We start from the raw sequence: 25519 nt of genomic DNA, 5'->3' as shown, positions 1-25519 counted from the left end.
CAGGCGGGCCGAGGGGTGTCAATGGGTCGCGCACAGAGTCAACGGGTCGCGCACAACGGCGGTCTCGGCCAGGTCGGTCCGGGTCATTGCCTCCCGAACGACGCTGTGCCTACCCTGTGTTCGCGATACCGATCAATGACCGAAGTTTCGAACATGTGGGGCGGGTGGCCGACGATGGGACGACTGGTGCCGGCGGTGACCAGGGCGCTGGACATACTCGAGCTCTTCCTCGAAGGCGACGGCACGCTCTCCGCGCCGGACGTCATCCGCAGGCTCCAGCTGCCGCGCACCACCGTGCACGAGCTGCTCACCACCCTCGCCGCCCGCTCCTACGTGGTGCCCGTCCCCGAACAGCCCGGCCGCTACCGCCTCGGCGTGCGCACCTACCAACTCGGCAGCCGGTACGCGGAACAGCTCGACCTCGCCGCCGAAGGACAGCAGGTCGCCCGCGAGATCGCCGACACCTGCGACGAGACCGTCCACGTCGCCGTCCTCGAGGACACCGACGTCATCTACATCGCCAAGGTGGACTCCACGCACGCCGTGCGCATGGTCTCGGCAGCGGGACGCAGACTGCCCGCGCACTGCACCTCGGTCGGCAAGATGCTGCTCGCGAGCCTGCCGGAGTCCGAGCTCGAAGCCCGAATCGCAGGGCGGGAGTTCACGGTGATGACCCCCAACAGCATCACGGATCCGGACGTGCTGCGCGAAGCGCTGGCCGGCATCCGGGCCCGTGGCATCGCCGTCGAGCACCAGGAGTCCAACCCGGACGTCAGCTGCGTGGCCGCCCCCGTACGCGACAGAGCGGGCCGTGTGGTCGCCGCGCTCTCCATCTCCGTGCCGATGATCCGCTGGAGCGACGAGCGCGAGAGCGAACTCGCGGAACTGGCCGCCAAGGGCGCCGCCGACCTGTCGGTGCGCCTCGGCCACCGGAGCGTCCGGTGAAGTACCCGCTGAGGTATCCGCTGAGGTGCGAGGTCGCGGTCCGGGAACAGGCGTCACTCGGCGAGGGCCCCACCTGGGACCCGGCGACCGGCCGGCTCGTCTGGGTCGACATCCTCTCCTCGCGCGTGCATACGTACGCCCCGACGAACGGCCGCCGCACGGTCATGGCCACCGAGCAGCACGTCGGCGCCGCGAAGCCGCGCGCGGACGGCGGCCTCGTGCTCAACCTCAGGGACGGCATCGGCCTGTACGGCCCCGGCGGCGCCCCCTTCCGCTGGCTGGTCCACGAGGCCGTGCCCGGACGGCGCGGGAACGACGCCGCCGTCGCCCCGGACGGATCACTCTGGGCCGGCACCATGCGCTACGACGAACAGCCGGGCGGCGGAAGCCTCACCCGTATCGCGCCGGACGGCTCGGTCACCGTCCAGATCCCGGACGTCGCCGTCAGCAACGGCACCGGCTGGAGTCCGGACGGCCGGCTGATGTACCACATCGACAGCCCCACCCGCCGGATCGACGTCCTGTACCACGAGGGTGGACGCGCCCTGAACCGGCGGGAGTTCGCGCGGATCGAGAACGGCGCCGGCTTCCCGGACGGACTGACCGTCGACGCCGAGGGCTGCGTATGGGTCGCGCTGTGGGGTGGCGCGGCGATCCGCCGCTACACACCGGACGGCACGCTCGACCGCATCGTCGAGCTGCCCGTACGCCGCCCCACCGCCTGCGCCTTCGGCGGCCCGGAGCTGCGCGACCTCTACATCACCACGGCCCGCACCGGCCTGACCCGACCGCATCCGCTCTCCGGCTCGCTTCTGGTCCTGCCTGCCGCGGGCCAGGGGCTGCCCGGTACTCCGTTCGCCGGCTGAGCGCGCCCCCCGCCTGCGACGGCCGTCACCCCCGCGCTCGAATTCAAGCGGGTGCAATGTTGAAACGGGCACGATGTCGGTCGCCCGGAGCCGGCGCCGGGGTGCATGCACCAACCATCAGGGGCGGGCCTGCTGCGCGAGGGCCGATCGGCCGCAGTGCCGCGCAGTGCCGCCCGATGGCCGGCTCGCCCGGTTCCTCCGCCCGTCATACGCTGAGCCCGTACGTCTTGCAGTTGCTGCCACAGCTTCCGGCCCGGAGCGCCGTTGCAGGCCCTGAGCCGAACGGGCCGCGTGTGCGGACGGGCCCGGATGCCGTTGCGGGATGGATGTGTGCGATGGCCGGTCCGGAGGGTACGGCAGGGATGCTCGGAAGCCTGCTGGAGGCCACTCACCTGGCAGGAATCGAGCAGCTGCCGGGGTTGATCGCCGAGTACGCGTCTCTGGCCGGGCTGGAGCACGCCCGTCTGTACGTCGTGGACCTGCGCCAGCAGTTGCTCAGGGAGCTGACCGGTCGCGGCCCCGACGCGGGGCTCGGCGGTGAGGAGTACTCGGTCGACGGAACCCTCGCGGGCGCCGCGTTCCGTGAGACGCGAATCCTTGCTTCGACTCATCTCGGCGACGGTGGACGCCGCCGGTACTGGGCGCCGGTGCTGGACGGGACGCAGCGTCTGGGCGTACTCCGCGCCGATCTCGCCGATGACGAGGCCGGCAGGACGGCGCTCGGACATCTCTCGTCCCTCGCGGGGTTGCTGCTGGTCAGCAAGCGTCCGTTCAGCGATTCTCACGCCCGCCTGGTGCGGACCGAGTCGATGCACGTGGCCGCGGAGATGCAGTGGAAGCTCATGCCGCCGCTGGCCTTCGCGAACGACCAGGTGGTCATTGCCGCCGCGATGGAGCCCGCGTACGAGGTCGCCGGTGACGCCTTCGACTACGCGCTGGCCGGCGACACCGTCCACCTGGCCATTTTCGACGCGATGGGGCACGACAGTGCCGCGGGCCTCACGGCCAACCTCGCGGTGGCGACCTGCCGGTCCAAACGCCGGGACGGCGCCGATCTGGTCGCCACGGCTCAGGCGATCGAGCGCACGCTGGTGAAGGAGTTCGGGCACACCCGCTACACCACGGGGATCCTGGCCGACCTGGACACCCGCACCGGCCTGCTCTCCTGGATCAACTGCGGCCACCTTCCGCCGGTGCTGATCCGTGGCGGACGCTGGACCACGACCCTGAACTGCCCACCCACCCACCCCATGGGCACAGAACTGAAGCTACCCGTCACTCTCTGCCATGAGCAGCTGGAGCCGGAGGACCGGCTCCTGCTCTACACGGACGGCATCACCGAGGCACGTGACGCAGGACGGCGCGAGTTCGGCCTCGCGCAGTTCGTCGAATTCATCGTCCGCCATCATGCGGACGGGCTGCCGGTGCCCGAAACCCTGCGTCGCCTGATGCGCGCCGTTCTCCGGCACCACCGCGACAGTCTGTCCGACGATGCCACGGTCGTGTTCCTCGAGTGGCACGGCAGCGCGCGCAACGTCGCCCTGAAACCCCATGGCGTGTCGCGAACTGCGCCTGTCCGTCGTGCACGGGAACAATGAACGAGGATTTCAGCGGCCGTGCGGATCGGCAGCAGTGGGGAGAGAGCCTCAGGTGGTCAGCAGGCGGTTGAAGAACGACCGGTACTTCCGCAGAGTCATACGCAGATCCTCGGTGTTCGCCTCCTCGCCGCGCTTCCACTGTTCTTCCAGGTCCTGCTTGTGCTCGGCGAATGTCGCGGCGAGTTTCTGCATGACGTCCGCGACAAGAGAGTCCGCCGCGTGTACGGCTTCGCGGGGGTCGTCGACGAACGTGTTCTGAATCTCCTGCCAGCGTGAGCGGAAGCCTTCCTCGTCCTCCGTCACGAGGAGTTGTGGTGATTCATCGTCCACCGGCGCGGCATCCCCCTGCGGCGACATGCCGGCGGTTTCCGTGGCCTCACCAGGAAATGTCGGCGTCCCGGGCCGGCCTTCGGCCTCTTCGTTCACGTTCTCTTCGTTCGGGGGCTCGTCGTTCACGTTCCGGTCGCGCGACTGAGCGAGATCCTCGGTGGACAGCCCTGTCCCGGTGGGTGCTGGTGTCTGTTCGCGTTCCATCTTTCCTCGTCCGCCTTGGTCGGTGCGGTCGGTGCGGTCGCTGGGTCAGGCTCGGGCATGACGAGCCTGACCGCCGTCGGAGAGCAGCTCGGTGAACAGGGCGCGGTAGTGCACCATGGCACCCCGCAGCTGCTCGGTCGTCGCCTCGTGCGCCATGCTCAGCTGGTTGACCTCATGAGCGGCGCGATAGTGCTCGAGCGTGCGACTGTGCTCCACGGAGAGGTCCTTGAGTCGTTGAGTCAGGTCCTCGGTCGGGTAACCACGCTCGCGCATCAGCGACGCGACGAGAATGTCCGCGTCCTGTACGGCATCCTCCGGGCGATCGACGAATTCACCCTGCACGCTGTCCCAGTCCCGGGTGTAGCGCTCCCGGACGCCATTCGGCAGCGGTTTGATGTCGAGCGAGTCGTGCCGTTTCTCGCGTGCGCTGAGTTCACGCTCGGCCGCGCGCCGACTGCCGGCCTCTTCGACCGTTCGCTCGTATTCCGGGCCGAAGCGCTCGCGAAGGCGCCGATGGCGCATGAGGAGAAAAGCTGCCACGGCCAGCGCGGCAAGCACCACCACGACGGGGATGATGATTGATAGGAGAGTACCTGTTGACATCGGAACGACCTCCCGGCGAGCGCGGTGTTTCCCTTTGCGGGTATCGCTGCGTCATGTCCGGGGGACACGACGCCCTTGTGCGTGGCCCTCTTCACGCGACTGCCACGGTGGAGGCATTTCAAACGGAGCGAGAGCGGCCTTTGGTGAATCAGCGCCAGGCCGGATGCGCGACCGCGTCCGAGCCGGTGAATCAGGGGAAGAGCGCGGTGCCGCCGGGGGCACCGGCGCGGACCCGTGCGCCTTGAGCCGGCGCCGCGATCGGTTGACGCGCACCGCCGCCGTGACTCGCCACGGCCAATCGCGTGAATGATGCCGCGGCAGCCTCGGCCGGTACCTGGCCCGGGAAGATTCGCGGTGAGCACCAGGCCGCTGACGGTAACCGTCGTCACGCGCTGACGCCGCCGGCGCCCAGGACGGCAAGGAAGGAGGCAAGGCGTCATGACCATTCGGCATCCGGCCGACCGAGGCGGCGAAGGGCGCGGGAAGTTCGACCGACTGGCTCAGGTGGCATCGCATTTCACCAGCTCACCGGTCTTCTTCGTACTGTGTCTGCTGCTCGTCGCGGGTGTGGGCGCCGTACATTTCTCCGGGATCGGACTGAAGTGGAACGTGTTCGCGGGAGACTGCATGACCGCTGTGACGCTGCTGCTCCTCGCCCTGCTGAAGAACTCGGAACTCCGGGCCGAGCGCGCGATGCAGCGCAAACTGGATGCCATCGCCGCGGCTCTGCTCGAAGCGAATGAGGGTGAGCCGGGCAAAGCGCACGACGACCTCAGAGCCGCGATCCGTATGGAGGACGAGACCTGAACGGCTCCTCCCTCCTCCCTCGGCTCTCGACATCGCCGGGCCGGGGTCGGGTCCTGTGCAGCAACAACTCCGGCCGCGCCGACGTTCAGGCAAGGCGTCCCGCGCCGGTACAAGGTGTACGCAGGCTGGGCGGCTGAGAAAGCGGCCAGGCTCAAGCCCGACGGCGGTCTCCGCCGTCGGGTGGACGCGCTGAGCCCCCCTGCTACGCCTCCCCGTCGCCCGGCGCCAGCAGCCCCTCCCGCAACTTCCCGAGCACCCGAGCCAGCAGCCGGGAGACGTGCATCTGCGAGATCCCGAGCCGCTCGCCGATCTCCGACTGTGTCAGCTCGTCGACGAACCTCAGAGACAGGATGGTGCGTTCCCGCTCCGGCAGCGTGGCGATCAGTGGCTTCAGGGACTCCAGGCACTCCACGATGTCCAGTGCCGGATCCTCCTCGCCCAGTCGGCGGGTGAGCGGACTGAGAGGCTCGTCCTCGTCGAGGGGGTCGAGGGACCGGGCCACATAGCCGTTGGCGGCCCGCTGGCCCTCCAGGACCTCCTCCTCGGAGACCCCGAGGCGGTCCGCGAGTTCGGCCGTGCCGGGGGCCCGGCCGAGGTCCTGTTCGAGCCCGTCGTACGCCTTGGCGAGGTCCAGCCGCAGCTCTTGGAGCCGCCGCGGTACGCGGACGGCCCAACTGGTGTCACGGAGGAAGCGCTTGATCTCGCCGACGATCGTGGGCAGCGCGAAAGAGGTGAACTCGGCCTCGCGACCGACGTCGAAGCGGTTGATCGCCTTGATCAGACCGACCGTGCCGACCTGGATGATGTCCTCCATGGGCTCGCTGCGGCCGCGGAAGCGGCCCGCCGCGAACTTCACGAGGCTCATGTTGAGTTCCACCAGGGTGTTGCGGACGTACGAGTACTCCGCTGTGCCCTCTTCCAGCGTGCGAAGCCGGCAGAACAGGGTGACCGAGAGGGCCCGCGCGTCCAGCGTGCCGATGGTCCTGGGGTCCGGAATCTCCGGGAGCCCGTCGAGCGTCGCCGACCGCGGCCGCGGGGCGGCACGGACAGTGGTTTCAGGGGCGAGCGGGAAGCTGGACATGTGGCTCCTTCGACGGGGTTGGGCCTGCGCCGGTGGCTACGGCGGACCGTCGGTCGAGCTCCATCCAGGTGATACCCGATTGTTCCCTTTCAAAGCTTTTCGTATGGGATGTAACAGTCTTCGTGGTGACTGTGTGCGGAGCGTCGCCGGCCCGGATGCCGACGGGATGCCGACGGTGGGCGGTGCATGGCAGCGGGCGCGCACATATGGACAACGCCCGTGTCAACACAGACCAGTTCTCCGGCCTCGACGTGGCCCGCGGTGCAGCAGCGGCTACCAGTAGTGCCGTCGTCCACCCACCGCGTGCCCTACCGCTCCCAGAATCCAGAACAACACCCCGAGGGCGACCAGGATGAGTCCGATGGTCCAGAGAATGCCGATGCCGGCCAAGAAGCCGATGATGAGCAGAATGACTCCGAGGATGATCATGACTTCCTCCGCTGACGGGCGACCCCCTCTTCTCGCGGCTCCCCGCCTTTTTGCGGGGCAAACCCGGGTCTCGCCATGATCAGCGCGTGCGCCGCCCGGCAGCAGTGGCCGCGTGCGCGGGAGCGCCCGCGCCGGCTGGCAACGCCCGCGCCCGCGGCTTCGGAGCGGGTCATTCGGCCGGTGGCAGGAGCGTGCCCAGGGGGCCGAGATCGAGGTTGAGGTCCTCCATGGTGAGCCCGTACTGGGCACACAGGGCACTCATGCGGTCGTGGAGGACCATCAGGGTCGCCCCCAGACGCTCCTCCTGCTCCTCCGTGAGGTCTCCCTGGTCGACTCGGTGCAGGGCCTGCCGCTCCATGAGCTGGCGCAACAGCTCGACCAGGGTGAGAACGAGTCTGACCAGGTCGCGCTCCACCGTGTCCGGATCGGTGCTGATCCTGCGCGCAGGCTCGTGCGAACGTGCGCCGGGACCGGGAAGGTCCTCGGGCGCAGCAGGCAGCAGATGGAACGCGCGCTCGGCGGCGTCCGCGACCTCTTGGAGACGCCGGGCCCTGTCCTCCGCCTCGTCAGCCGCCACCGTCGCCTCCAGGCGAGGAGCGAATGGAGACGATCAGGGCCCGCAGTGAAATGCGTACGAGATCGATGTCAGCGATGGACAGCACGACGTCGCCGGTCAGGACGACACCACCACTGAGCAGCCGGTCCAGCAGGTCGATGAGTGCGACCTGGCGGTTCGGCAACGGTTCCGTCGCCCGCGGGACCGCCGGGGACCGCTCGGACGACGTCACGGCCCGGCCCCTTCCGCGTCTTCGTCCGACACCGCCGGAGGCGTGGCGAACGAGTACGGCGCCCAGGGGCCGGTGAGTTCGACCCGTACCCCTTCGAGCCCGTCCGCGGCACGGCTCACTTCGGTGCGGAACTCCTCAGCGCGGTCGTGGGGCACGAGATAGGCGTCGTTGACGACGTTCTCGCCCGGCGCGGTGGCGAGCTCGCCCTGCTGCACCCGGTGGCGTGCGCGGTCGGCAGCGTGCTTGCGCCCCGCAGTCTCGACCCGCTCCGCAGCCGTCCGTGCCGCCTCGTAGACGGTGTCGCGAACAGTCCGCTGGGCCTTGCGGGTACGTAGATACGCGCGTCCGGGGCTGAGCTCTTGGGAAGGCGCCGGCTCGACGGCGACGGGTGCCGCCGACGGCTCCACGTAGATCTTGACCCCCCACTCGACATGTGCGGCGAGATGCGACAGGCGATCGGCGAAGGTACCTCGCCGCGTGTCCAGGACGTTCCGTGCCCGGTCGTCGTCGAGGTACACGGTCGCGAGGCGCAGGGGGAGGACCGTGGTGCACGCGGCCACCGCCTCGATCACGCCGTTGTGGGCGCGGGCGACCGATTCCAGCCAGTCCAGGTCCTCGAGGTGGCGTTTGAGAGCGTCCTCCTGGAAATCCCGCGACGGCGCCGAACTGACAACGAGCACCAGGCCGTCGTCGTGTGTGCCGGCCAGGAGGCGTACCGGCGCGCCGCCGATACCGGCGAGCCCGGCCACGGCGTCTTCCAGCCCGGCGGCTTCCCGTGCCACGGCGTACACATACGTCATGCGGTCAGTCATCGCGCGACTTCCTTGTGCGACGGACCGCCCTGGGCTCCTGCTGACGCTCGGGCTCTTCCTCACCCTCAGGGAGCGCCTCGCCGCGCCGGGAGCTTTCGGGAAGTTCCCCTCCCTTGCGCAGTGCGTCGATCTCGGCCCGCAGCCGCCGATTCTCCTCGGCGAGCGACCGCTCACCGCGACTCCGGGACGTGAGCGAGGGATCGTGCTCCCACCAGTCGATGCCCATTTCCTTCGCTTTGTCGACGGAGGCGACGATCAGCCGGAGTTTGATGGTCAACAGCTCGATGTCGAGCAGGTTGATCTGGATGTCTCCCGCGATGACGATGCCCTTGTCGAGCACCCGCTCCAGGATGTCGGCCAGATTGGCGGAGGAGCCCTGTGCGTATGGCGGAGTGGCGCGGGAGGGATAGGAGCCAAGCCGGTTGGCCAGCGGTTCAGTCACGGCGGCGGCCTTCTTGCCAGAACGCTCTGATCTCTTCGAGCCGGTCGAGCAGCTCGTCCTCTCGCCGGTTGAACGTCTCCTCGTCGATGTGCCCCGCCTCCAGCTCCGCTTCGAGCTCAGCCAGTTCCCGCTGGATGGGTGCGGGGTCGTAGTACTCGTTCTCGGCCGCTTCCAGCACGCGCTCCATCACCCAGGCGACCCCGCGCACGGGTGCCAGGGGGAGGGTCGCGATCTGAGTGAGCAGGCCCATGAGAATCACCTTCAGACGAAGCTGTAAGGGGGCAGCGGGCCGTTGAGCCGGAACTCGAAGTCGTCCCCCATCTGATTGGCGACGCTCAACTCGGTGGTGAGGAAGAGTTCCTCCTGGTCCTCAGCCACCAGAAAGGACACGCTGAGGAAGTCCTCGCCGGTCGGCTGGGACGACTCCACGTCCCTGCTCATGGGGCGGAGCGCCTCGACAACCCCTGCGGCCAGCGCCTCCTGGCGCGCCTGCACCTCCTGGGCGACGAGCTCGCCGAGAGTGACAGGCACATCGGGGCCGGCCGTGCCGTCGAGGATGGCGTCGTTGAGGTCCCGGGCCATGCTTGATTCCTCAAGGATCTGGCGGAGGAGTGCCTCCTCGTCCTGCTTCACCTTCAGGTGGTACTCGGCGCAGTCCTCCAGTGCCCGAAGTCTGTCCGCGTACTCGGCGGCACGTTCCTGGAGGACGGTCCGGACGGCCTCGTCGTCCGGGGCCGTGAGGCCGAATCTCAAGGGGAGCACGGTGCCGTCCCTCATGAGACGGTTCTGGACGTCCTGATGCGCGGTGAGATCGCGGCGCTTGGGACGCAGGTCCTCAGGCGCGTCGCTGACCACCGCGGTCAGTGACCCCTCGTTCACCGTACGCAGCGGAGAGGGCGGCTCTCCGACCCCGTTCACATCGTCGAACTGGAGCGGATGCTGCTTGTCGGCGATGGAGTAGACGTACACGGCCATGGTTCACTCCTCCTCGCGTTCCCTCGCGCGTCGCGTGGGCCGTCGGGTCGAGCGCCGTCGCCGCTCCACCGGCTCCTTCTCCTTCTCCTCGCGCTCCGCACGGCCTTCCTCGTCCTGCTCCTCGGCCTCTTCGTCGTCTTCCCGGCCGCTGCCCTTGAGAGAGTCGGTCACGGCCTCCACGGCGCCCGTGAGGGCGCCCTTGGACTTGCCTCGGGCTCCGCTCTCGACCGAGTCCCCGACGATGTCCGTCAGCTGCGCCGGTTCCTTGCTGCCGGCCGTGAGATCGATGCGGTTGCAGGCTTCAGCGAAGCGCAGATACGTATCAACGCTGGCCACGACGACGCGGGCATCGATCGTCAGAAGCTCGATCCCGACGAGCGAGACGCGGACGAAGACGTCGATGACGAGTCCGCGATCAAGAATGAGTTCCAGGACGTCGTAGAGGTTTCCAGAACCACCGCCCCTGGAGACGCTGCTTCCTCCTTGCGGCACCACGGTCATGGTGCCTCCCTTCGCCGGCCGGGCCCCGGTGCCGTCAGGGGCGGCGGTCGATCTGTCCTCGGGTGTATCGACGTGTCCGTTCGTAGGCCACCAGGTCACCCTCCTTGTCCAGGGTCACCCGGTAGCTGGCCATCACGCTGGTCGTCTCGGGGATCCGTTCCAGCTCCAGGACCTCAACATCGGCCTCCCACCCATCCTCGGTCGGTTTGAGCGCCGAGACGGACTCGGGTGGTCGTCCGAGCAACTGCTCCAGCTGCTGCGCCGCGGAACGCATGGCCCATGCGGCCTTGTCCTTGCGCCGCCGCTTGGCGGGTTCTGCTGGAGCCATGGTCGTTCTCCGGTGGACGGTGCGGACGCCATATTCCACGCACGAACATACAATCTCATCATATAGGGACATATCTGTCACCTGTGGGGGCAGTCTCACTTTGCTACGGAATCCCGTTCTCAACGCCCTTTGCGAAGGGATCAGTTCATGAACGACACGACCAAGATCGCTCTCGCGGCCGCGGTTGCGGGTGGGTACGTGCTCGGACGCGCAAAGAAGGGGCGGCTCGCCTTCGCCATTGCGACCTATGTCGCGGGCCGCCGCTTCGGGCTCGATCCGCAGCAACTGGCCACGGAAGGTCTGCGCAGACTCAAGGACGTACCGCAAGTCGCCGAGCTGAACGAACAGATACGCGGCGAGTTGCTGGACGCGGGCCGTCAGGCCCTTGCTGCTGCGGCGGACCGTCGTCTCGCCGATCTGGCGGACTCCCTTCATGACCGCACCCTCCGCCTCGGCGAGAAGGGCGAGGAGGAGGAAGAAGTCGAAGAACCAGAAGAGGAACCAGAAGAGGAAGAGGAAGAAGTGGAGGAGCCGGAGGGGGTAGAGGAAACGGAGGAGGAAGAGGAACCGGAAGAGGAAGAGGAAGAGGAAGAGGAAGAGGAAGAGGAAGAGGAGGAGCCGGAGAAGAAAGCACCGCGTCGCAGCCGAACGTCCGCCGGTAGGACGAGAAAGCCCGCTCCCCGGAAGAGGGCCGCCCAGGAGTCCGCCAAGCCCGCCCGCCGGGCGAAGAAGACGTCCGCGATGCGCGCGCCGGCCAAGAGGGCTGCCGCGAAGAAGGCCCCTGCGAAGAAGGCGCCGGCCAAGAAGGCCGCCGCCGAGAAGGCCCCTGCGAAGAAAGCCGCTGCGAAGAAGGCGCCGGCCAAGAAGGCCGCCGCTAAGAAGGCCCCCGCGAGGAAGGCAGCAGCGAGAAAGGCCCCCGCGAAGAAGACGGCCGTCAGAAAGACGACTGCGCGGAAGTCGACCGCCAAGAAGACGGCCGGACGGCGGAGGTAGGGCCATGGCCAAGACGGATCGCGTCGCGGGTGGTGGAGGAGCCTCGGGCCTGGAACTGCTTCGCGACGAACTCGTGGACTACCTCGGGGCTCAGATCGAGAATCTCGCGGACAAGGCCGGCGACTCGCTGGCCGACCTCACCGACCAACTGCTCGATGTCGCCGAGAACGGCGGCCCGCTGCCCGGTGGGGGAATAGCGAAGGCTCTCATCGGCAGCAAGGTCAAGGATGTCAAGGACAACGTGCTGGACAAGGCCCAGGGCCTCTTGGGTGGCGGTGGCGGCCGGAAGTCCGGCGGCGGCAAGTCCATGAACATCGTTGAGGCCATCGACGTAGGGGTGCCGGTTCGCACGGCTTACGACCACTGGACGGAGTACGAGGCGTTCAGCGGGTTCGCCAAGGGTGTGCGCAGTGTGTCCCAGGAGGACGAGACCCACAGCGACTGGAAGTTGAAGGTCGGACCTTCGACGCGCGGCTGGAAGGCCACCGTCCAGGAACAGGTGCCGGACGAACGGATCATCTGGACCTCCGAGGGTGCCAAAGGCACCACACGCGGCTGCGTCAGCTTCCACGAGTTGACACCTGATCTCACACGCATCGTGCTCGTCGTCGAGTACTACCCCTCGGGCTTCTTCGAGAAGACAGGGAATCTCTGGCGGGCTCAAGGCCGACGCCTGCGACTGGACTTCAAGAACTTTCAGCGGCACGTCACCTTCACCGATGAGGAAGTTGAAGGATGGCGCGGAGAAATACGCGATGGTGAAGTCGTCCGCACTCATGAAGAGGCGCTTGAGGACGAGGAGGATCAGGAATACGAAGAGGGTGAAGGGGAAGGCGAGGGAGAAGAAGCAGAAGAATACGAGGAGGAGCCCGAAGGTGAGGAAGGGGGATACGAAGAGGAAGAGAGCGACGAAGAATACGAAGACGAAGACGAAGAATGACGTTTACCGGTTCCTGGCCGGGATGACTGCATGGAATCCGGAACAAGCCACGATCGATCAAGGAGCTGATTCACTGTGGCTGCGCAGGGAAAGAAGATCCGCGGCAAGGCCCAGGAAACCGTGGGCAAGGCCAAGCAGAAGGCCGGAGAAGTGGCAGGCGACGAAGAGCTGCGCCTGAAGGGAACCGCTGATCGCATCGAAGGCGAGGCCCGTCAGACGGCCGCAAAGGCAGAGGACAAGGCACGGGGCACGGCGGAAGAGGTGAAGGGCAAAGCCCGCAAGCACACGGCGTGAGGCCGTGCTCCGGTGAGAACGGGCCCCGGGACGGAGGCACTCGGGGCCCGACCATGCGCAGGAGCATGACGTGACAGTGTGACAGTGACAGCCCTCAGGGCCTGGCCGGCTTGCCCTCGCCGTAGAGCCAGACGTCCCACAGCCCGGTGAGGTCCTGGCCCGACTTCTGCTCCACGTACGTGGTGAAGTCGCGTGTGGAGGCGTTGCCGTGACGGTGCGTCTGCGCCCAGCCCTGCAGGATGGAGAAGAACATGCCGTCGCCGACGGCCTCACGGACCTTGTGCAGGGTCATCGCGCCGCGCTCGTAGACAGGCTCCCCGAGCAGGTGCTCGGCGTCGGGCTGGCCGGCGGGCGGGAAGGCCCAGTTCTCCTCGGAGTCGAACGCGTCCTCGAAGCTCTCCTGGACGGGGGTGTCCTCGAACTCCTCGAGGTACAGCCACTCCGCGTAGGTCGCGAAGCCCTCGCTCAGCCACACGTCCCGCCAGGTCCGGGGTGTGACGGAGTTGCCGTACCACTGGTGGGCGAGTTCGTGCGCGAGGGTTACGGAGTCGAAGAAGTCCTCCGTGAAGAAGGCCCGGCTCTGCGTCTCCAGCGCGTAGTCCGCATCGCCCTCGCGCTCGACGATCGCGCCGGCTGAGGAGAACGGGTACGGACCGAATTTCTTCACGGCCCAGTCCGTGAGCTCGGGGATGTCGGCCAGCAGGTCTTCGCTCTGCGCGGAGACGGTCTTGTCCGCGGCCGTGTAGACGGGCACTTCGCCCGCCCCGGGGCGGGACCTCGTGATGTCGTACGCGCCGATGCCGACGGTGACGACGTAACTCGCCACGGGCTGTGCGGAACGCCAGGCGAAGGCGGTGTGTCCGCGGTCGGCGGTGGGGCGTTCGGAGCGCAGCTCTCCGTTGGACACGGCCTTGAGGCCGTTGGGGACGGTGACGGTGATGTCGTACGTCGCCTTGTCGCTGGGGTGGTGGTTGCCGGGGAACCACGTCATGGAGCCGTCCGGCTGACCGAGCGCGATCGCGCCGTCCGCGGTCCTCAGCCAGCCCTCCCGGGCGCCTTCGGCGTTGGTGATGGTGCGCGGCGACCCCTCGTAGCGGACGACGGCGCGGAAGGTGTGACCCTTGCGGAGGTCGACGGCCGGCCGGAGCGTCAGCTCGTCGCCGGCTCTGGTGACCGCGGCGGGCGCTCCGTCGACGGACGCGCCGCGGACAGTCAGCCCGTGGAGGTCGAGGTTGAAGGAGCTGAGGTCCTGGCCGGCGCGGGCGGTGATCTCCGCGTTGCCGGTGAGCCTGTGTGACTTCGGGTCGTAGTCGAGTGTGAGCGCGTAGTGCTGGACGTCGTACCCGCCGTTGCCGAGCCGGGGGAAGTACGGGTCGTGCGCACCGACGGCACCCGGGGTGCCGCGGGCTTCGGTGACAGGTTCGTCCGCACTGGTCACGGGCGCGCCACCGAGGACGATCAGGGCGGCGGCCGGAGCCAGGCTACGGAGACCGAGCCGCAGATACACAAATGCGATGATATGTGCGAGAAGTTGAAATTTCCACCTCGGCTGGACCCTACACGTTTCCACCTCGGCCGGACCGCGGAGGAGGGCACGGTGCCCGGCCTGCTCGCGCGCCTCGCCGACTCGGTGGTCCCATCCGGTGGATCCTGCTGGGCTCGTGTGCCGCGCTCGCGCCCGCTGCGCCGGTCCGGGACACGGCGCCGGCTCGCATGCCGGGCAGTCGGCCGGCGAGCGTGAGGACCGCCACGCGCGCATGATGAAGTGGTGTCGAAGGCGACGATCCTGACCGTCGACGACGATCCCGGTGTCTCCCGGGCCATCGCCCGCGACCTGCGACGCCGGTACGGCGATCGGTTCCGGGTGCTGCGCGCGCTCTCAGGTGACGAGGCCCTGGAAGCTCTGCGCGAGGTCAAACTCCGCGGCGAACCGCTGGCCGTGATGATCGCCGACTACCGCATGCCCACGATGAACGGGGTGCAGTTCCTCGAAGCCGCGATGGACCTGTTCCCCCTGGCGCGCCGGGTGCTGCTGACGGCGTACGCCGACACCGGAGCGGCGATCGACGCGATCAACGTCGTCGATCTCGACCACTACCTGCTCAAACCGTGGACTCCCCCGGAGGAGAACCTCTACCCCGTCCTGGACACCTTGCTGGAGCTCTGGGACGCGGCACCCGACCCCGGCGCCGCCGAGACGCGGATCGTCGGCCATCGCTGGTCCGCGCCCTCGTTCGCCGTGCGGGAGTTCCTCGCGCGCAACCTTGTCCCCTATCGGTGGCTCGCCGCCGACGAGCCCGAAGGTGTGCAGCTGTTGGAAGCGGCAGGCCTCACCGCGGCCGATGTACCGCTGGTGGTCACGGCCGACGGAAAGGCGCTGCACGCCCCCAGCGAAGCGGAACTCGCCGAGCGGGTCGGCCTGCGCACCAGCCCCGCCGCCGACTTCTACGACGTCGTCGTCATCGGCGCGGGGCCGGCCGGACTGGGCGCCGCCGTCTATGCCGCCTCCGAGGGCCTGCGCACCGTGCTCGTCGAACGCAGTGCGACCGGGGGACAGGCGGGACAGAGCAGCCGCATCGAGAACTATCTGGGCTTCCCCGACGGAGTGTCCGGAGCGCAGCTGACCGACCGGGCCCGGCGGCAGGCGGCCCGATTCGGTGCCGAGATCCTCAGCGCGACCGAAGTGGTGGCTCTGGAAGCGGCCGGAGCGGGACGCGTGCTGCGGTTCGCCGACGGCACCTCCATCGGCGCGCACACCGTCGTCCTCGCCACCGGCGTCTCCTACCGGCGGCTCACGGGAGCGAAGCTGGATTCCTTCACGGGCGCCGGGGTCTTCTACGGCGCGGCGTCCTTCGAAGCGGCCGGCTGCCGGGGTGACGACGTGTACATCGTCGGCGGCGCCAACTCCGCGGGGCAGGCCGCGGTCTACTTCTCCCGCTACGCAGGGCGCGTCCACCTGATCGTGCGCGGTCCCGACCTCACCCGGTCGATGTCCCACTATCTGATCCAGCAGATCGAAGCCCTCCCCAACATCGAGATCCACGCCCGCACCGAAGTGGCCGCCGGCGACGGCGAAGGCCATCTGGAGCGGCTCACGCTGCGCGACAACCGCTCCGGGAGCCACACCACTGTCGACGCCTACTGGCTGTTCGTGTTCATCGGCGCCGAACCGCAGACGCAATGGCTGGACGGCGTGGTGGCGCGCGACGGACGGGGGTTCGTCCTGACCGGGCCGGACCTGCCCGCAGCGGGAAGCCGCTCGCCCCGGTGGCCACTGGCGCGTGCCCCCTACCACCTCGAAACCAGCGTCCCCGGGGTGTTCGCCGCCGGGGACGTCCGCGCCGAGTCGGTCAAGAGGGTCGCCTCGGCGGTGGGCGAGGGAGCCATGGCCGTCACACTGGTGCACCGCTACCTGGAGGCGCAATGACAGCCCAGGCCTCCCGCAGCGCGCTGACCCCGGACGAGCTGCGCACTCTCTTTCTCTTCGAGGCACTCGACGCGGAGCAGCTGTCCTGGCTGGCCGAGCGCGGGCGCGTCGAAGTGCGCGAGGCGTCAACGGCCGTATACGCACAGGGAGAGAGCGCGACCTGCTTCTTCGTGCTGCTCAGCGGTACCGTCGCTCTCAGCCGGCATCTCCACGGCGACGACATCGAACTGAGCCGCACGGATCTGAGGGGCGCCTACGGGGGCGCCACGCAGGCCTACCTCGGTGACCGTGTGGATCAGGTCTACTCCCATACGATGCGGGCGGTCAGCGATGCGGAGTTCTTCGTTCTGCCCGCTGCCGAGTTCGCCACCGCCGTGCGGAACTGGTTCCCCATGGCACTGCACCTGCTCGAGGGACTGTTCTTCGGGACACGCGCCATCGGTGTCATCCTCGGCGAGCGCGAACGGCTCGTCGCCCTCGGCTCACTGACGGCGGGTCTGACCCACGAACTCAACAATCCCGCAGCCGCAGCCGTCCGCGCCACCGACACCCTCCGTGACCGCGTCTCAGGAATGCGGCACAAACTGGCGCTCATCGCGGACGGCCGGGTGGACGGTACACGTCTGCACGAACTGGTCGAGATGCAGGATGCCGCGGTGCGGCAGGCCATCGCCGCGCGCCCGTTGTCGGCGATCGAGGCGGCGGACGCCGAGGACGAACTCGGGGACTGGCTCGAGAACGCGGGGATGGAACGAGCCTGGGACATCGCTCCCGTTCTCGTCTCCGGTGGCATCGATGCCGGATGGCTGGCCGAGGCCACAGAGGGACTGTCGGACGACAACCGCCGGGCCGCGGTCGGCTGGCTCACCTACACCGTGGACACCGAGCTGCTGATGGGGGAGATCGAGGATGCGGTACGGCGTATCTCCGGGCTGGTCGACGCGGCCCGGCAGTACTCCCAACTGGACCGGACCGCCCAGCAGCCCGTCGACATCCACGAACTCCTCGACGCCACCCTCGTGATGCTCCGGGCAAAGATCCCCGAGGGCGTGCGCGTGGTGAAGGAGTACGACCGCGACCTGCCGGCCGTCCCCGCCTACGGCGCGGAACTCAATCAGGTGTGGACCAACCTCATCGACAACGCGCTGGCCGCGATGGACGGCAGCGGCATCCTGACGGTCGCCACCCGGCACGACGAAACTCACGCGTTCGTGGAGATCAGGGACACCGGCACCGGCATCGACCCCGAGATCCGGCCGCGCATCTTCGAGCCCTTCTTCACCACCAAACCAGTGGGCGAGGGTACCGGCCTGGGCCTGGACATCTCCTATCGGATCGTGGTGAACAAACACCGTGGCGACATCCGCGTCGCATCCCGCCCCGGCGACACGCGGTTTCGTGTCTCGCTCCCCATCGCCTCCCCAGCGGCACAGGAGCCCGGCTGAACGTGCCGCGCTCGCACCGGCCTTGGGGCGACGGGCGACCACGACGCCCCGGAAGCGCGCGTCGCACCCATGAGGAGGCAGAACATGGCAGTGTCACGAGTCGGACTCGTCGTCCATGAAGGACGCCCCGAAGCTGTCGAGGCGGCCAGGGCGGTTCGCGACTGGTGCGACAGCCACGGCGTCCGCTGCACGGACATCGATGTGTGGCACGAAGGCGAACAGCGGCACACTGCCCAAGAGGAACTCGACGCCGCCGGCGACCCCGATCTCATCGTCACCCTGGGCGGAGACGGCACATTCCTGCGCGGCGCCCGACTGGCCGCCGAGCACGACGCCCTCGTGCTCGGTGTGGATCTCGGACGCGTGGGCTTCCTGACCGAGGTCCCCGTCCAGGACGTACGACTGGCATTGGACGCCGTCCACGAGGGACGCGTCAACACGGAGAACCGCATGCTGCTCACCATGCGCGCCTCGTGCCCCCTGGAAATGCCCGAAGGCATGGAACCCCTGATGCGCTACGGTCGCGGCCCGCTTCTGCCACCACCACCTGTACGCCCGGAATGTGAGAAAGGGGGCGGCTGGGGTATCGCATTGAACGCGACCGCGCTCAACGACGTCGTCCTGGAGAAGCTGGCGCGAGACCATCAGGTGTCGGTGGGTGTCTACCTGGCGGGCAGGCTGCTGGCTTCGTATTCCGCCGACGCGCTCATGGTCGCCACGCCAACCGGCTCGACCGCCTACAGCTTCGCCGCGGGCGGACCGGTCATCTCCCCGCGCGCCGAGGCACTGGTCTTCACTCCCGTCGCTCCCCACATGGCCTTCAACCGCTCCGTCGTCGCCGCCCCTGACGAACCCATCGCACTGCGCCTCCTCGAACGCTCAGGACACGCAGCGGTCAGCATCGACGGCCAACTGCGCGGCGTACTCCGGCCCGGAGAGTGGATCGGCGTCTACGCCGCACCGCGTCCCCTGCGATCCGTGAGGCTCGGGCCCACCGACTTCTACGGACGTCTGCGCGAGCGAATGAGGCTGACCGACGCCCCGGCAGCGGCCGCCGACGGGGAAGCCGCACCGCTGTGGCCGCTGACGACTCCGGCACCGGCCGACCTGGGGCACCTGAGCCTGCCACCCGTCCGAACCGGTACCTACCCGCTCCAGTGACCGATGCGGCTGCGCTCCCTGCGGAAGGACCGACCGGAACAGCTGGTCAGGAGCGGTACGGCTGAGGACGCCCAGGCCGGCCGGCGCGGGCCGGCCGGCCCGGACGTGCATGATCAGACGAGGTCGAACCGGTCGAGGTCCGACACCTTGACCCACGCCGCGACGAAGTCGTTCACGAACTTCTCCTTCGCGTCATCGCTCGCGTAGACCTCCGCGAGCGCGCGCAGCTCGGAGTTCGAGCCGAAGACGAGGTCGGCACGAGTGCCGGTCCACTTGACCTCGCCGGTCGCGTCGTCGCGGCCCTCGAAGGTGTTCTGGTCCTCGGACGTCGCCTTCCACGTCGTGCCCAGGTCGAGCAGGTTGACGAAGAAGTCGTTCGTCAGCTTGCCCGGGGCGTCGGTGAGGACGCCGTACGACGTCTGCTGGTAGTTGGCGCCCAGGACGCGCAGACCGCCGACCAGGACGGTCAGCTCGGGGGCGCTCAGGCCCAGCAGGTTCGCCTTGTCGAGCAGCAGGTACTCGGCCGGCAGGCGGTTGCCCTTGCCCAGGTAGTTGCGGAAGCCGTCGGCGGTCGGCTCCAGCGCGGCGAAGGACTCCGCGTCGGTGTGCTCCTCCGTGGCGTCCACACGACCCGGGGCGAACGGCACATCGACGTCGTAGCCGGCGTCCTTGGCGGCCTTCTCCACGGCGGCGGCGCCACCGAGGACGATCAGGTCGGCCAGGGAGACCTTCTTGGCGCCGGAGTTGAACTCCGACCGGACGCCCTCGAGGACACGCAGCACCTGCGCCAGCTCGTCGGGCTCGTTGACCTCCCAGCCGGCCTGCGGCTGCAGGCGGATACGGGCGCCGTTGGCACCGCCGCGCTTGTCGCTGGTGCGGAACGTCGAGGCCGACGCCCATGCGGTGGAGACGAGCTGGGACACGGTCAGACCCGAGTCGAGCAGCTTGGCCTTGAGGGCCGCGACGTCGGCGGCGTCGATGGCCTCGCCCTCGGCCTCCGGCAGCGGGTCCTGCCACAGCAGGGTCTGGGCCGGGACCTCGGAGCCGAGGTACAGCGACTTCGGGCCCATGTCACGGTGGGTCAGCTTGTACCAGGCGCGGGCGAAGGCGTCCGCGAACTCCTCGGGGTTCTCGTAGAAGCGACGCGAGATCTGCTCGTAGACCGGGTCGAAGCGCAGCGACAGGTCAGTGGTGAGCATCGTCGGGAGCTTCTTCTGCGACGGGTCGTGCGCGTCGGGGATGATCGCCTCGGCGTTCTTCGCCACCCACTGGTGTGCGCCGGCCGGGCTCGCCGTCAGCTCGTACTCGTACTCGAAGAGGTTCTTGAAGAAGCCGTTGCTCCACTGGGTCGGCGTGCTGGTCCAGGTGACCTCGAGGCCACTGGTGATCGCGTCGCCGCCCTTGCCGGTGCCGTACGAGCTCGCCCAGCCGAAGCCCTGCGCCTCGATCGGGGCGCCCTCGGGGTCGGCGCCGACGTGGTCCGCCGGGCCCGCGCCGTGAGTCTTGCCGAAGGTGTGGCCACCGGCGATGAGGGCGACGGTCTCCTCGTCGTTCATCGCCATGCGGCGGAAGGTCTCGCGGATGTCGCGGGCCGCGGCGATCGGGTCCGGATTGCCGTTCGGGCCCTCCGGGTTGACGTAGATGAGGCCCATCTGGACCGCGCCGAGCGGGCTCTCCAGCTCGCGGTCTCCGGTGTAGCGCTGGTCGTCGAGCCAGACCTTCTCGGGACCCCAGTAGACGTCCTCCTCCGACTCCCAGACGTCCTCGCGGCCGCCGCCGAAGCCGAATGTCTTGAAGCCCATGGACTCCAGGGCGACGTTGCCGGCGAGGATCATCAGGTCGGCCCAGGACAGGCTCTTGCCGTACTTCTTCTTGACCGGCCACAGCAGACGGCGGGCCTTGTCGAGGTTGCCGTTGTCCGGCCAGCTGTTGAGCGGGGCGAAGCGCTGCTGACCGGCGCCTGCGCCACCGCGGCCGTCGCTGATGCGGTAGGTGCCCGCACTGTGCCAGGCCATACGGATCATGAAGGGGCCGTAGTGGCCGAAGTCGGCCGGCCACCAGTCCTTCGAGTCCGTCAGCACCGCGGCGATGTCCTGTTTCACGGCCGGGAGGTCGAGGCCCTGGAACGCCTCGGCATAGTCGAACTCCTCACCGAGCGGGTTGGCCACGGCGGGGTTCTTGGCAAGGATCTTCAGGTTGAGCTTCTCCGGCCACCACTGGCGGTTGCCGCCGCCCTGGGTCGGGTGCAGGGCGCGCTCGTGCGCGACCGGGCAGCCACCTCCGCCCTGCGCTTTCGCGTCGACGACGTTTGCATCGTGGTTCTCAGACATGGGAATCCTTCCGGACGGGGCGGATCACGGTGCTCAGGAACTGTGGCGGTGGAACAGTCGGGGCGCAGGCCCCAGTACATGACCTCGGCCTCGTCGGTCGGAAGCCGTGGTCGTCGGACGCGGTCGGGCAGGAGCCTCGCCCAGGCGGCCGCGCACTGCGGAGGTGAACGCCGCGGCGCCGTGGTGGTCACCGTGCCGGACGGTCTCGGGCAGCGACGCGACGCGGGCGGCCTCAGCCGCAAGCCGGCACCGCGCAGCTCCTCGGCGGTGGTCCCGTCACGTCTCTGTCTCCTCCTGCACTGGAGTCTTCCTGTCCCTTGGCTATCGCCAGAACTGATCCTACAATGGACAGAGTCCAAGTCAATAAGCGCGCCAAACCCATATCCAATCGGAACCCGGATGTCCACCGGTAAACTTGGGGTATCCCACCGAACCTGAATAGGTGAACCGATATGAGTGACCTGCTGGAGCGACTGCGAGGGCGTGGCTGGCGGATGACCTCCCAGCGGCGCGTCGTTGCGGAGGTCCTCGACGGTGAACACGTGCATCTCACGGCCGACGAGGTGCACGCCCGCGCGGCACAGCGGCTGCCCGAGATCTCCCGGGCGACCGTCTACAACGCCCTGGGCGAGCTGGTCTCCCTCGGTGAGGTCATAGAGGTCTCCACCGACGGCCGCGCCAAGCGCTACGACCCCAACGCCCACCACCCGCACCAGCATCTGGTGTGCTCCGGATGCGGCACCATCCGCGACGTCCACCCGACCGGCGATCCGCTGGCCGACCTCCCGGCGGAGGGACGGTTCGGCTTCACGGTGTCCGAGGTCGAGGTCACCTACCGCGGGCTGTGCCCATCCTGCGCCGGCTGATTCGCGGCAACCGCCTGCCGGGTGTGTGTGCGGGGCGGGCGGCGGCGTCGGCCTGTCGCCGGCAGGCGCGGAAGCTCGCCTGTACGAGGTGATGTGCCTGCCTTGTGGCTCCCCCGTTCGAGCGGGGTGCCGAACGCGTCCGGCATGGCACCAGGGCCCGCGGCGCCACGGGACGGATGCTGATGTGCCTCTGACCCTGCAGGAGAGGCCCGTGAACAACCCCAGCCCTCAAGGGCCCCGGAAATCGGCATCCATCGGCGCGGGCCAGGACGCAGGCGGTCAGGCCGGGGTCATCGGTATCGGCCTCGCCGCCGTGCTGACGTTCGCACTCGCGGAGGGCTCCTGGCAGTGGTTCGCCACATACATCGGGATGACGCTTCTCGCGGTGATCTTCGCCTTCTACCGACTGCCGCCATGGACGCCCGGCATCCGATCTGTGTACGTGCGCAGTCTGGTCGCGTATTCGCGCTGCCCCTGTACGGAGCCGGGGCAGCCGTGCTGGTAGGTGGCGCGTGGTCCCGCGACCGGGCTCGGGCGAGGAAAGGCCCTCAGCCGGAATCCTCCTCGCCGGGATGGCTGCACGCCGGAACGCGACAGGACGGCACGAAGTAGCTGCCGGGACCCTCGGCGAAGAGCTGGGAGATCATGCCGCGGATGCGCCACCCGCTCCCCGACGACAACCTGTACGTCTGCTCAGACGCGTGGTCGACCGGGCAGGGCTGGGTCTACGGCGCGCTCTGCCAGGCCGAGCTGATGCTCGAGGAACACTTCGGCCTGCCCCGTCCGACATGGCTTTCGCCGGGCACCTACCTCGGCCAGTAGGCCGCCGACCAGGGCGACACCCCGAGGGGGAGGGCCGTGATCGTGCTCCGGCCCTCCCCGCGTCCGTTTCAGGGAAGAGTGATCCGGGCGACCTGCGGGTCGTGGTCGCTCTGCTGGGCGGCGAACTCGGCGTTCACATGCACGATGTCGTAGCTGTACGAGGCGCCGGCCAGCGAGGAGGACAGCAGGATGTGGTCGAGTACCTGCGCGTTGCCCTCGTACACGTAGGTGTAGCGCTCGGCCTCCGGCAGGGTGACAGGCAGGTCCGTCAGACCGGCGCCGACCAGCGTCTGCACGGGCGGGGAGTACGGGAAGTCGTTCAGGTCACCGGCCGCCACGACCCGTGCCTGGGGGTCGATGGCGAGGACCGATTCGACGAAGTTCCGTACCACCGTGGCCTGCTGGTTCCGCTGCGTCTCGCTGGACAGCGTCGGCGGCTGGTAGCGGCCGAACAGCGGGTCGTCGCCGCCCTTGGAGTTCCAGTGATTCGCGATGACGAACAGCGGCTCGGAGTTGACGTAGAACTTGCCGACCAGCGGCTTACGGCTGGAGCCGAAGGCGGAGTCGGCCGGTTCGATACGGCCGGGGTTGTGGCTGAGGCCGACCCGGTCCGCCGGGTTGCCGCTGTCGGAGACACTCACCGCGGTGGTGGAGCCGCCCGGCGTCCCGGAGGCGAAGGTGAGCCCGATGTCGGTGCGGAACAGGAAGCCCACCCGGATGTTGCCGCCCGGCTCTCCGCCGTCCTGGTCGTCCACCGGGTTGATCTGCCGGTACGTGTACGTGGGCCCGCCGGCCGCGCTGATCGCGCTGATCAGCCGGCTCCAGGTCTGGTCGGCGGCCACCACCGAGCTGTTCGTCGCACCGTCGTTGTCCTGGATCTCCTCGACGGCGATGATCCCCGGCGAGGCCAGATTGGTCACGACCTGCTGGGCGAGCCCGTCGAACTTGCTCTGCGCGTCGCCCGGGTCGAGGTTCTCGACGTTGAAGGTGGCCACCGAGATCTGGCCCGCGCCCGGCCCGTCGGCCGTTTCGGGGGCCCGCCCGCTGTCCACCCGGCTGATGGCGCTGGTGAGCAGAAGCTTGAAGTTGCCGAAGGAGTAGTCGAGCACACCGACCGCCGGACCGGAGAAGTGATCACCCACGTTCACACCACTGGGCACGGACCCGGCCAGGGCGGCGTCATCGAGGTGCACCCGTTCGGGGTTGGCATCGGTCTGGCGCAGGACGATGCCGCCGCGTGCGGTGCGCACCGCGGCGTTCGCGCCGTCGTCGGCGAGCACCGGAATCTCGTTGAAGGAGTTGCTCGCACCCACGGCCACGGGGTTGTCGAGCTGGACCCGCATTCCCTCGAGCGACTCGTAGAAGTCGATGCCGTCGGTGGTGGCGTCGAAGGTGCCGGAGGTCTCGACACTGCCGGTGGCGTCGTTGTCGATCACCGAGGCGGGGGGCACCCGGCCGCCGGTGCCGATCACTCCGGCCGGCGGCACCGGCCTGATCCCCAGGACGCTGACCGAGGGGGACGTGATCTCGGTGATGGTCAGGTTGGTGCTGCTCGCTCCGCCGGGCCGGAACTCGGTGACGCCACCGCCGACCGAGATCTCCTGGCCGGCACTGACCGAGGGGGCACTGGAGGTGAACACGAACACACCCTCGGACGTTGCGGCATCGCTGTCCGGGCAGGGGTCCTGGAACCAGAAGCCGTTGCTCTTCACCGCGGTGACCACGCCCCGTACGTCGGAGACCGACTGGCCGCTGCGCGGGGACAGATGGCCACTGCCTTGGACGTCACGTATCCGAGTGGTGTAGCCGGTGCATTCGCCGCTCCCACCGCCCTGTGAATTCTGCGGAGTCGGGGCGACCTTGGCGAAGTCGTTCCCGTTGTTGTCGGTGTCGGTGGCCGGGTTCGACCGGGTCGCCGAGGAGGTGTTGGACAGCGTCGGCGCGGAGGATGTCTCGTAGTCGTTCGCCGCGCCGTAGCCGAGGAAGTCCTTCACACCCGGGGCGGTGTCGCAGTTGCCGCCGCATGTCAGGGCGGTGGCCGAGGTGACCAGTGCGACCTTGCCCGAGGTTGCCGACATGTTGGTGGTGCCGCTCGCATCCGGGGCGGGCAGCAACACGCCCTGGCTGCCGCCGGAGCCGAGCCGCACCAGGTATCTGGAGCCGGGCTGGATCGTGCCGGACAGCGCGGTGACGGCGTACGTGGTACCGGATGCGGAGGCGTACTGCGTGGACCAGCCGGAGAGGCTGACCGCGCTGCCGCCCCGGTTGTACAGCTCGACATAGTCGTTGCGGTAGGGGGCGCCGCTGTTTCCGCCACCCCCGTACACCTCGCTGATCACCACATCCGGCGAGGCGGGGAACGCCGGGGGCGCGAGTGCCCCGGCGACCGCGCCCACCAGGGCGGCGGGAAGCAGGAAGAACACCACGGCGCGAGCGGTGCTCCGGCGGCGATGACGATCCATGATCGGGCTCCTGACCAACGATGCGTGGTGGGGGGCGGGTTGAACCCGTCATGGTTACCCTGCGAAGTAC

Annotated in this window: 28 protein-coding genes; 13 read left to right on the top strand and 15 right to left on the bottom strand. The window is 68.7% G+C overall.

Annotated features, from left to right (window positions below; translation table 11 throughout):
* Nucleotides 1-174 precede the first annotated feature (174 nt).
* From ACZ6ZQ_RS07115 to ACZ6ZQ_RS07105, 3 genes are all read left to right on the top strand, one after another.
* Nucleotides 175-945 (top strand): IclR family transcriptional regulator, encoded by a 771-nt coding sequence (locus ACZ6ZQ_RS07115; RefSeq protein WP_469767549.1) that lies wholly within the window; start codon nucleotides 175-177, stop codon nucleotides 943-945.
* Nucleotides 942-1811 carry an SMP-30/gluconolactonase/LRE family protein gene (locus ACZ6ZQ_RS07110; RefSeq protein ID WP_469767548.1) on the top strand — a complete coding sequence of 290 codons (870 nt, stop codon included), beginning with the start codon at nucleotides 942-944 and terminating at the stop codon, nucleotides 1809-1811. Before ACZ6ZQ_RS07115 ends, ACZ6ZQ_RS07110 begins: the two co-directional genes overlap by 4 nt.
* Before the next feature lie 335 nt (nucleotides 1812-2146).
* A complete protein-coding gene (locus tag ACZ6ZQ_RS07105) occupies nucleotides 2147-3409 on the top strand; it encodes a PP2C family protein-serine/threonine phosphatase (RefSeq protein ID WP_469767547.1) in 1263 nt (420 codons plus the stop codon).
* Between the two features lie 48 nt (nucleotides 3410-3457).
* Here ACZ6ZQ_RS07105 and ACZ6ZQ_RS07100 read toward each other — a convergent pair whose 3' ends face one another.
* On the bottom strand, nucleotides 3458-3943 hold the full coding sequence (locus ACZ6ZQ_RS07100) for a hypothetical protein (protein ID WP_469767546.1): 486 nt from the start codon (nucleotides 3941-3943) through the stop codon (nucleotides 3458-3460).
* A 45-nt stretch (nucleotides 3944-3988) separates the two neighbouring features.
* A complete protein-coding gene (locus ACZ6ZQ_RS07095; protein ID WP_469767545.1) occupies nucleotides 3989-4546 on the bottom strand; it encodes a hypothetical protein in 558 nt (185 codons plus the stop codon).
* Between the two features lie 438 nt (nucleotides 4547-4984).
* Here ACZ6ZQ_RS07095 and ACZ6ZQ_RS07090 point away from each other — a divergent pair, with 438 nt between their 5' ends.
* Nucleotides 4985-5353 (top strand): hypothetical protein, encoded by a 369-nt coding sequence (locus ACZ6ZQ_RS07090; protein WP_469767544.1) that lies wholly within the window; start codon nucleotides 4985-4987, stop codon nucleotides 5351-5353.
* A gap of 202 nt (nucleotides 5354-5555) precedes the next feature.
* Here ACZ6ZQ_RS07090 and ACZ6ZQ_RS07085 read toward each other — a convergent pair whose 3' ends face one another.
* The 10 genes from ACZ6ZQ_RS07085 to ACZ6ZQ_RS07040 all read right to left on the bottom strand — a co-directional run bounded on the left by ACZ6ZQ_RS07085 (nucleotide 5556) and on the right by ACZ6ZQ_RS07040 (nucleotide 10709).
* Entirely contained in the window at nucleotides 5556-6434 is an 879-nt protein-coding gene (locus tag ACZ6ZQ_RS07085) for a SigB/SigF/SigG family RNA polymerase sigma factor (RefSeq protein ID WP_469767543.1), read from the bottom strand.
* 273 nt (nucleotides 6435-6707) lie between these two features.
* A complete protein-coding gene (locus ACZ6ZQ_RS07080) occupies nucleotides 6708-6863 on the bottom strand; it encodes a DUF6131 family protein (RefSeq protein ID WP_469767542.1) in 156 nt (51 codons plus the stop codon).
* Nucleotides 6864-7032: 169 nt separating this feature from the next.
* Nucleotides 7033-7440, bottom strand: coding sequence for a gas vesicle protein K (locus tag ACZ6ZQ_RS07075; protein WP_469767541.1), 408 nt, complete (start codon nucleotides 7438-7440; stop codon nucleotides 7033-7035).
* Nucleotides 7430-7651 (bottom strand): gas vesicle protein, encoded by a 222-nt coding sequence (locus ACZ6ZQ_RS07070; RefSeq protein WP_469767540.1) that lies wholly within the window; start codon nucleotides 7649-7651, stop codon nucleotides 7430-7432. Before ACZ6ZQ_RS07070 ends, ACZ6ZQ_RS07075 begins: the two co-directional genes overlap by 11 nt.
* A complete protein-coding gene (locus tag ACZ6ZQ_RS07065; protein ID WP_469767539.1) occupies nucleotides 7648-8463 on the bottom strand; it encodes a GvpL/GvpF family gas vesicle protein in 816 nt (271 codons plus the stop codon). Before ACZ6ZQ_RS07065 ends, ACZ6ZQ_RS07070 begins: the two co-directional genes overlap by 4 nt.
* Nucleotides 8456-8905 carry a gas vesicle protein gene (locus ACZ6ZQ_RS07060; protein WP_469767538.1) on the bottom strand — a complete coding sequence of 150 codons (450 nt, stop codon included), beginning with the start codon at nucleotides 8903-8905 and terminating at the stop codon, nucleotides 8456-8458. Before ACZ6ZQ_RS07060 ends, ACZ6ZQ_RS07065 begins: the two co-directional genes overlap by 8 nt.
* Nucleotides 8898-9155, bottom strand: coding sequence for a gas vesicle protein GvpG (locus ACZ6ZQ_RS07055; RefSeq protein ID WP_469767537.1), 258 nt, complete (start codon nucleotides 9153-9155; stop codon nucleotides 8898-8900). Before ACZ6ZQ_RS07055 ends, ACZ6ZQ_RS07060 begins: the two co-directional genes overlap by 8 nt.
* Before the next feature lie 11 nt (nucleotides 9156-9166).
* Nucleotides 9167-9880, bottom strand: coding sequence for a GvpL/GvpF family gas vesicle protein (locus tag ACZ6ZQ_RS07050; protein WP_469767536.1), 714 nt, complete (start codon nucleotides 9878-9880; stop codon nucleotides 9167-9169).
* Nucleotides 9881-9883: 3 nt separating this feature from the next.
* Entirely contained in the window at nucleotides 9884-10381 is a 498-nt protein-coding gene (gene gvpJ, locus ACZ6ZQ_RS07045) for a gas vesicle protein GvpJ (protein ID WP_469767535.1), read from the bottom strand.
* 34 nt (nucleotides 10382-10415) lie between these two features.
* On the bottom strand, nucleotides 10416-10709 hold the full coding sequence (locus tag ACZ6ZQ_RS07040) for a gas vesicle protein GvpO (RefSeq protein WP_469767534.1): 294 nt from the start codon (nucleotides 10707-10709) through the stop codon (nucleotides 10416-10418).
* 147 nt (nucleotides 10710-10856) lie between these two features.
* On the opposite strand from ACZ6ZQ_RS07040, the gene ACZ6ZQ_RS07035 reads away from it, so the two are divergent.
* The 3 genes from ACZ6ZQ_RS07035 to ACZ6ZQ_RS07025 all read left to right on the top strand — a co-directional run bounded on the left by ACZ6ZQ_RS07035 (nucleotide 10857) and on the right by ACZ6ZQ_RS07025 (nucleotide 12936).
* A complete protein-coding gene (locus ACZ6ZQ_RS07035; RefSeq protein ID WP_469767533.1) occupies nucleotides 10857-11702 on the top strand; it encodes a histone H1-like repetitive region-containing protein in 846 nt (281 codons plus the stop codon).
* Nucleotides 11703-11706: 4 nt separating this feature from the next.
* Nucleotides 11707-12642 carry an SRPBCC family protein gene (locus tag ACZ6ZQ_RS07030; protein WP_469767532.1) on the top strand — a complete coding sequence of 312 codons (936 nt, stop codon included), beginning with the start codon at nucleotides 11707-11709 and terminating at the stop codon, nucleotides 12640-12642.
* A gap of 75 nt (nucleotides 12643-12717) precedes the next feature.
* On the top strand, nucleotides 12718-12936 hold the full coding sequence (locus ACZ6ZQ_RS07025; RefSeq protein ID WP_469767531.1) for a CsbD family protein: 219 nt from the start codon (nucleotides 12718-12720) through the stop codon (nucleotides 12934-12936).
* 94 nt (nucleotides 12937-13030) lie between these two features.
* Here the strand turns inward: ACZ6ZQ_RS07025 and ACZ6ZQ_RS07020 are convergent, their stop codons facing one another.
* The gene (locus ACZ6ZQ_RS07020) at nucleotides 13031-14443 is read right to left on the bottom strand and encodes a M1 family metallopeptidase (protein ID WP_469767530.1); all 1413 of its coding nucleotides are present in this window, start codon (nucleotides 14441-14443) and stop codon (nucleotides 13031-13033) included.
* Nucleotides 14444-14704: 261 nt separating this feature from the next.
* Between ACZ6ZQ_RS07020 and ACZ6ZQ_RS07015 the strand changes: the two genes are divergently transcribed.
* The 3 genes from ACZ6ZQ_RS07015 to ACZ6ZQ_RS07005 all read left to right on the top strand — a co-directional run bounded on the left by ACZ6ZQ_RS07015 (nucleotide 14705) and on the right by ACZ6ZQ_RS07005 (nucleotide 18969).
* Entirely contained in the window at nucleotides 14705-16363 is a 1659-nt protein-coding gene (locus ACZ6ZQ_RS07015) for an NAD(P)/FAD-dependent oxidoreductase (protein WP_469767529.1), read from the top strand.
* Nucleotides 16360-17808, top strand: a complete 1449-nt coding sequence (locus tag ACZ6ZQ_RS07010; protein WP_469767528.1) for an ATP-binding protein — start codon at nucleotides 16360-16362, stop codon at nucleotides 17806-17808. The genes ACZ6ZQ_RS07015 and ACZ6ZQ_RS07010 overlap by 4 nt, the downstream gene beginning before the upstream one ends.
* Before the next feature lie 84 nt (nucleotides 17809-17892).
* Nucleotides 17893-18969: an NAD(+)/NADH kinase gene (locus tag ACZ6ZQ_RS07005; RefSeq protein WP_469767527.1), complete on the top strand. Its 1077-nt coding sequence runs from the start codon at nucleotides 17893-17895 to the stop codon at nucleotides 18967-18969.
* Between the two features lie 113 nt (nucleotides 18970-19082).
* Here the strand turns inward: ACZ6ZQ_RS07005 and katG are convergent, their stop codons facing one another.
* Nucleotides 19083-21299: a catalase/peroxidase HPI gene (gene katG / locus ACZ6ZQ_RS07000; protein WP_469767526.1), complete on the bottom strand. Its 2217-nt coding sequence runs from the start codon at nucleotides 21297-21299 to the stop codon at nucleotides 19083-19085.
* Between the two features lie 452 nt (nucleotides 21300-21751).
* Between katG and ACZ6ZQ_RS06995 the strand changes: the two genes are divergently transcribed.
* The 3 genes from ACZ6ZQ_RS06995 to ACZ6ZQ_RS06985 all read left to right on the top strand — a co-directional run bounded on the left by ACZ6ZQ_RS06995 (nucleotide 21752) and on the right by ACZ6ZQ_RS06985 (nucleotide 22987).
* On the top strand, nucleotides 21752-22165 hold the full coding sequence (locus ACZ6ZQ_RS06995) for a Fur family transcriptional regulator (RefSeq protein ID WP_469767525.1): 414 nt from the start codon (nucleotides 21752-21754) through the stop codon (nucleotides 22163-22165).
* Between the two features lie 211 nt (nucleotides 22166-22376).
* Complete coding sequence (locus ACZ6ZQ_RS06990) at nucleotides 22377-22670, top strand: hypothetical protein (protein WP_469767524.1); 294 nt, start codon at nucleotides 22377-22379, stop codon at nucleotides 22668-22670.
* Nucleotides 22671-22819: 149 nt separating this feature from the next.
* The gene (locus ACZ6ZQ_RS06985; protein WP_469767523.1) at nucleotides 22820-22987 is read left to right on the top strand and encodes a hypothetical protein; all 168 of its coding nucleotides are present in this window, start codon (nucleotides 22820-22822) and stop codon (nucleotides 22985-22987) included.
* 68 nt (nucleotides 22988-23055) lie between these two features.
* On the opposite strand, the gene ACZ6ZQ_RS06980 is transcribed toward ACZ6ZQ_RS06985, so the two are convergent.
* On the bottom strand, nucleotides 23056-25449 hold the full coding sequence (locus ACZ6ZQ_RS06980; RefSeq protein WP_469767522.1) for a lamin tail domain-containing protein: 2394 nt from the start codon (nucleotides 25447-25449) through the stop codon (nucleotides 23056-23058).
* Nucleotides 25450-25519 lie beyond the last annotated feature (70 nt).

It is taken from the genome of Streptomyces sp. NPDC053673, from assembly GCF_055585225.1.
The sequence above is the reverse complement of the archived record's forward strand: the minus strand, read 5'-3'. Positions and strand labels throughout refer to the sequence as shown.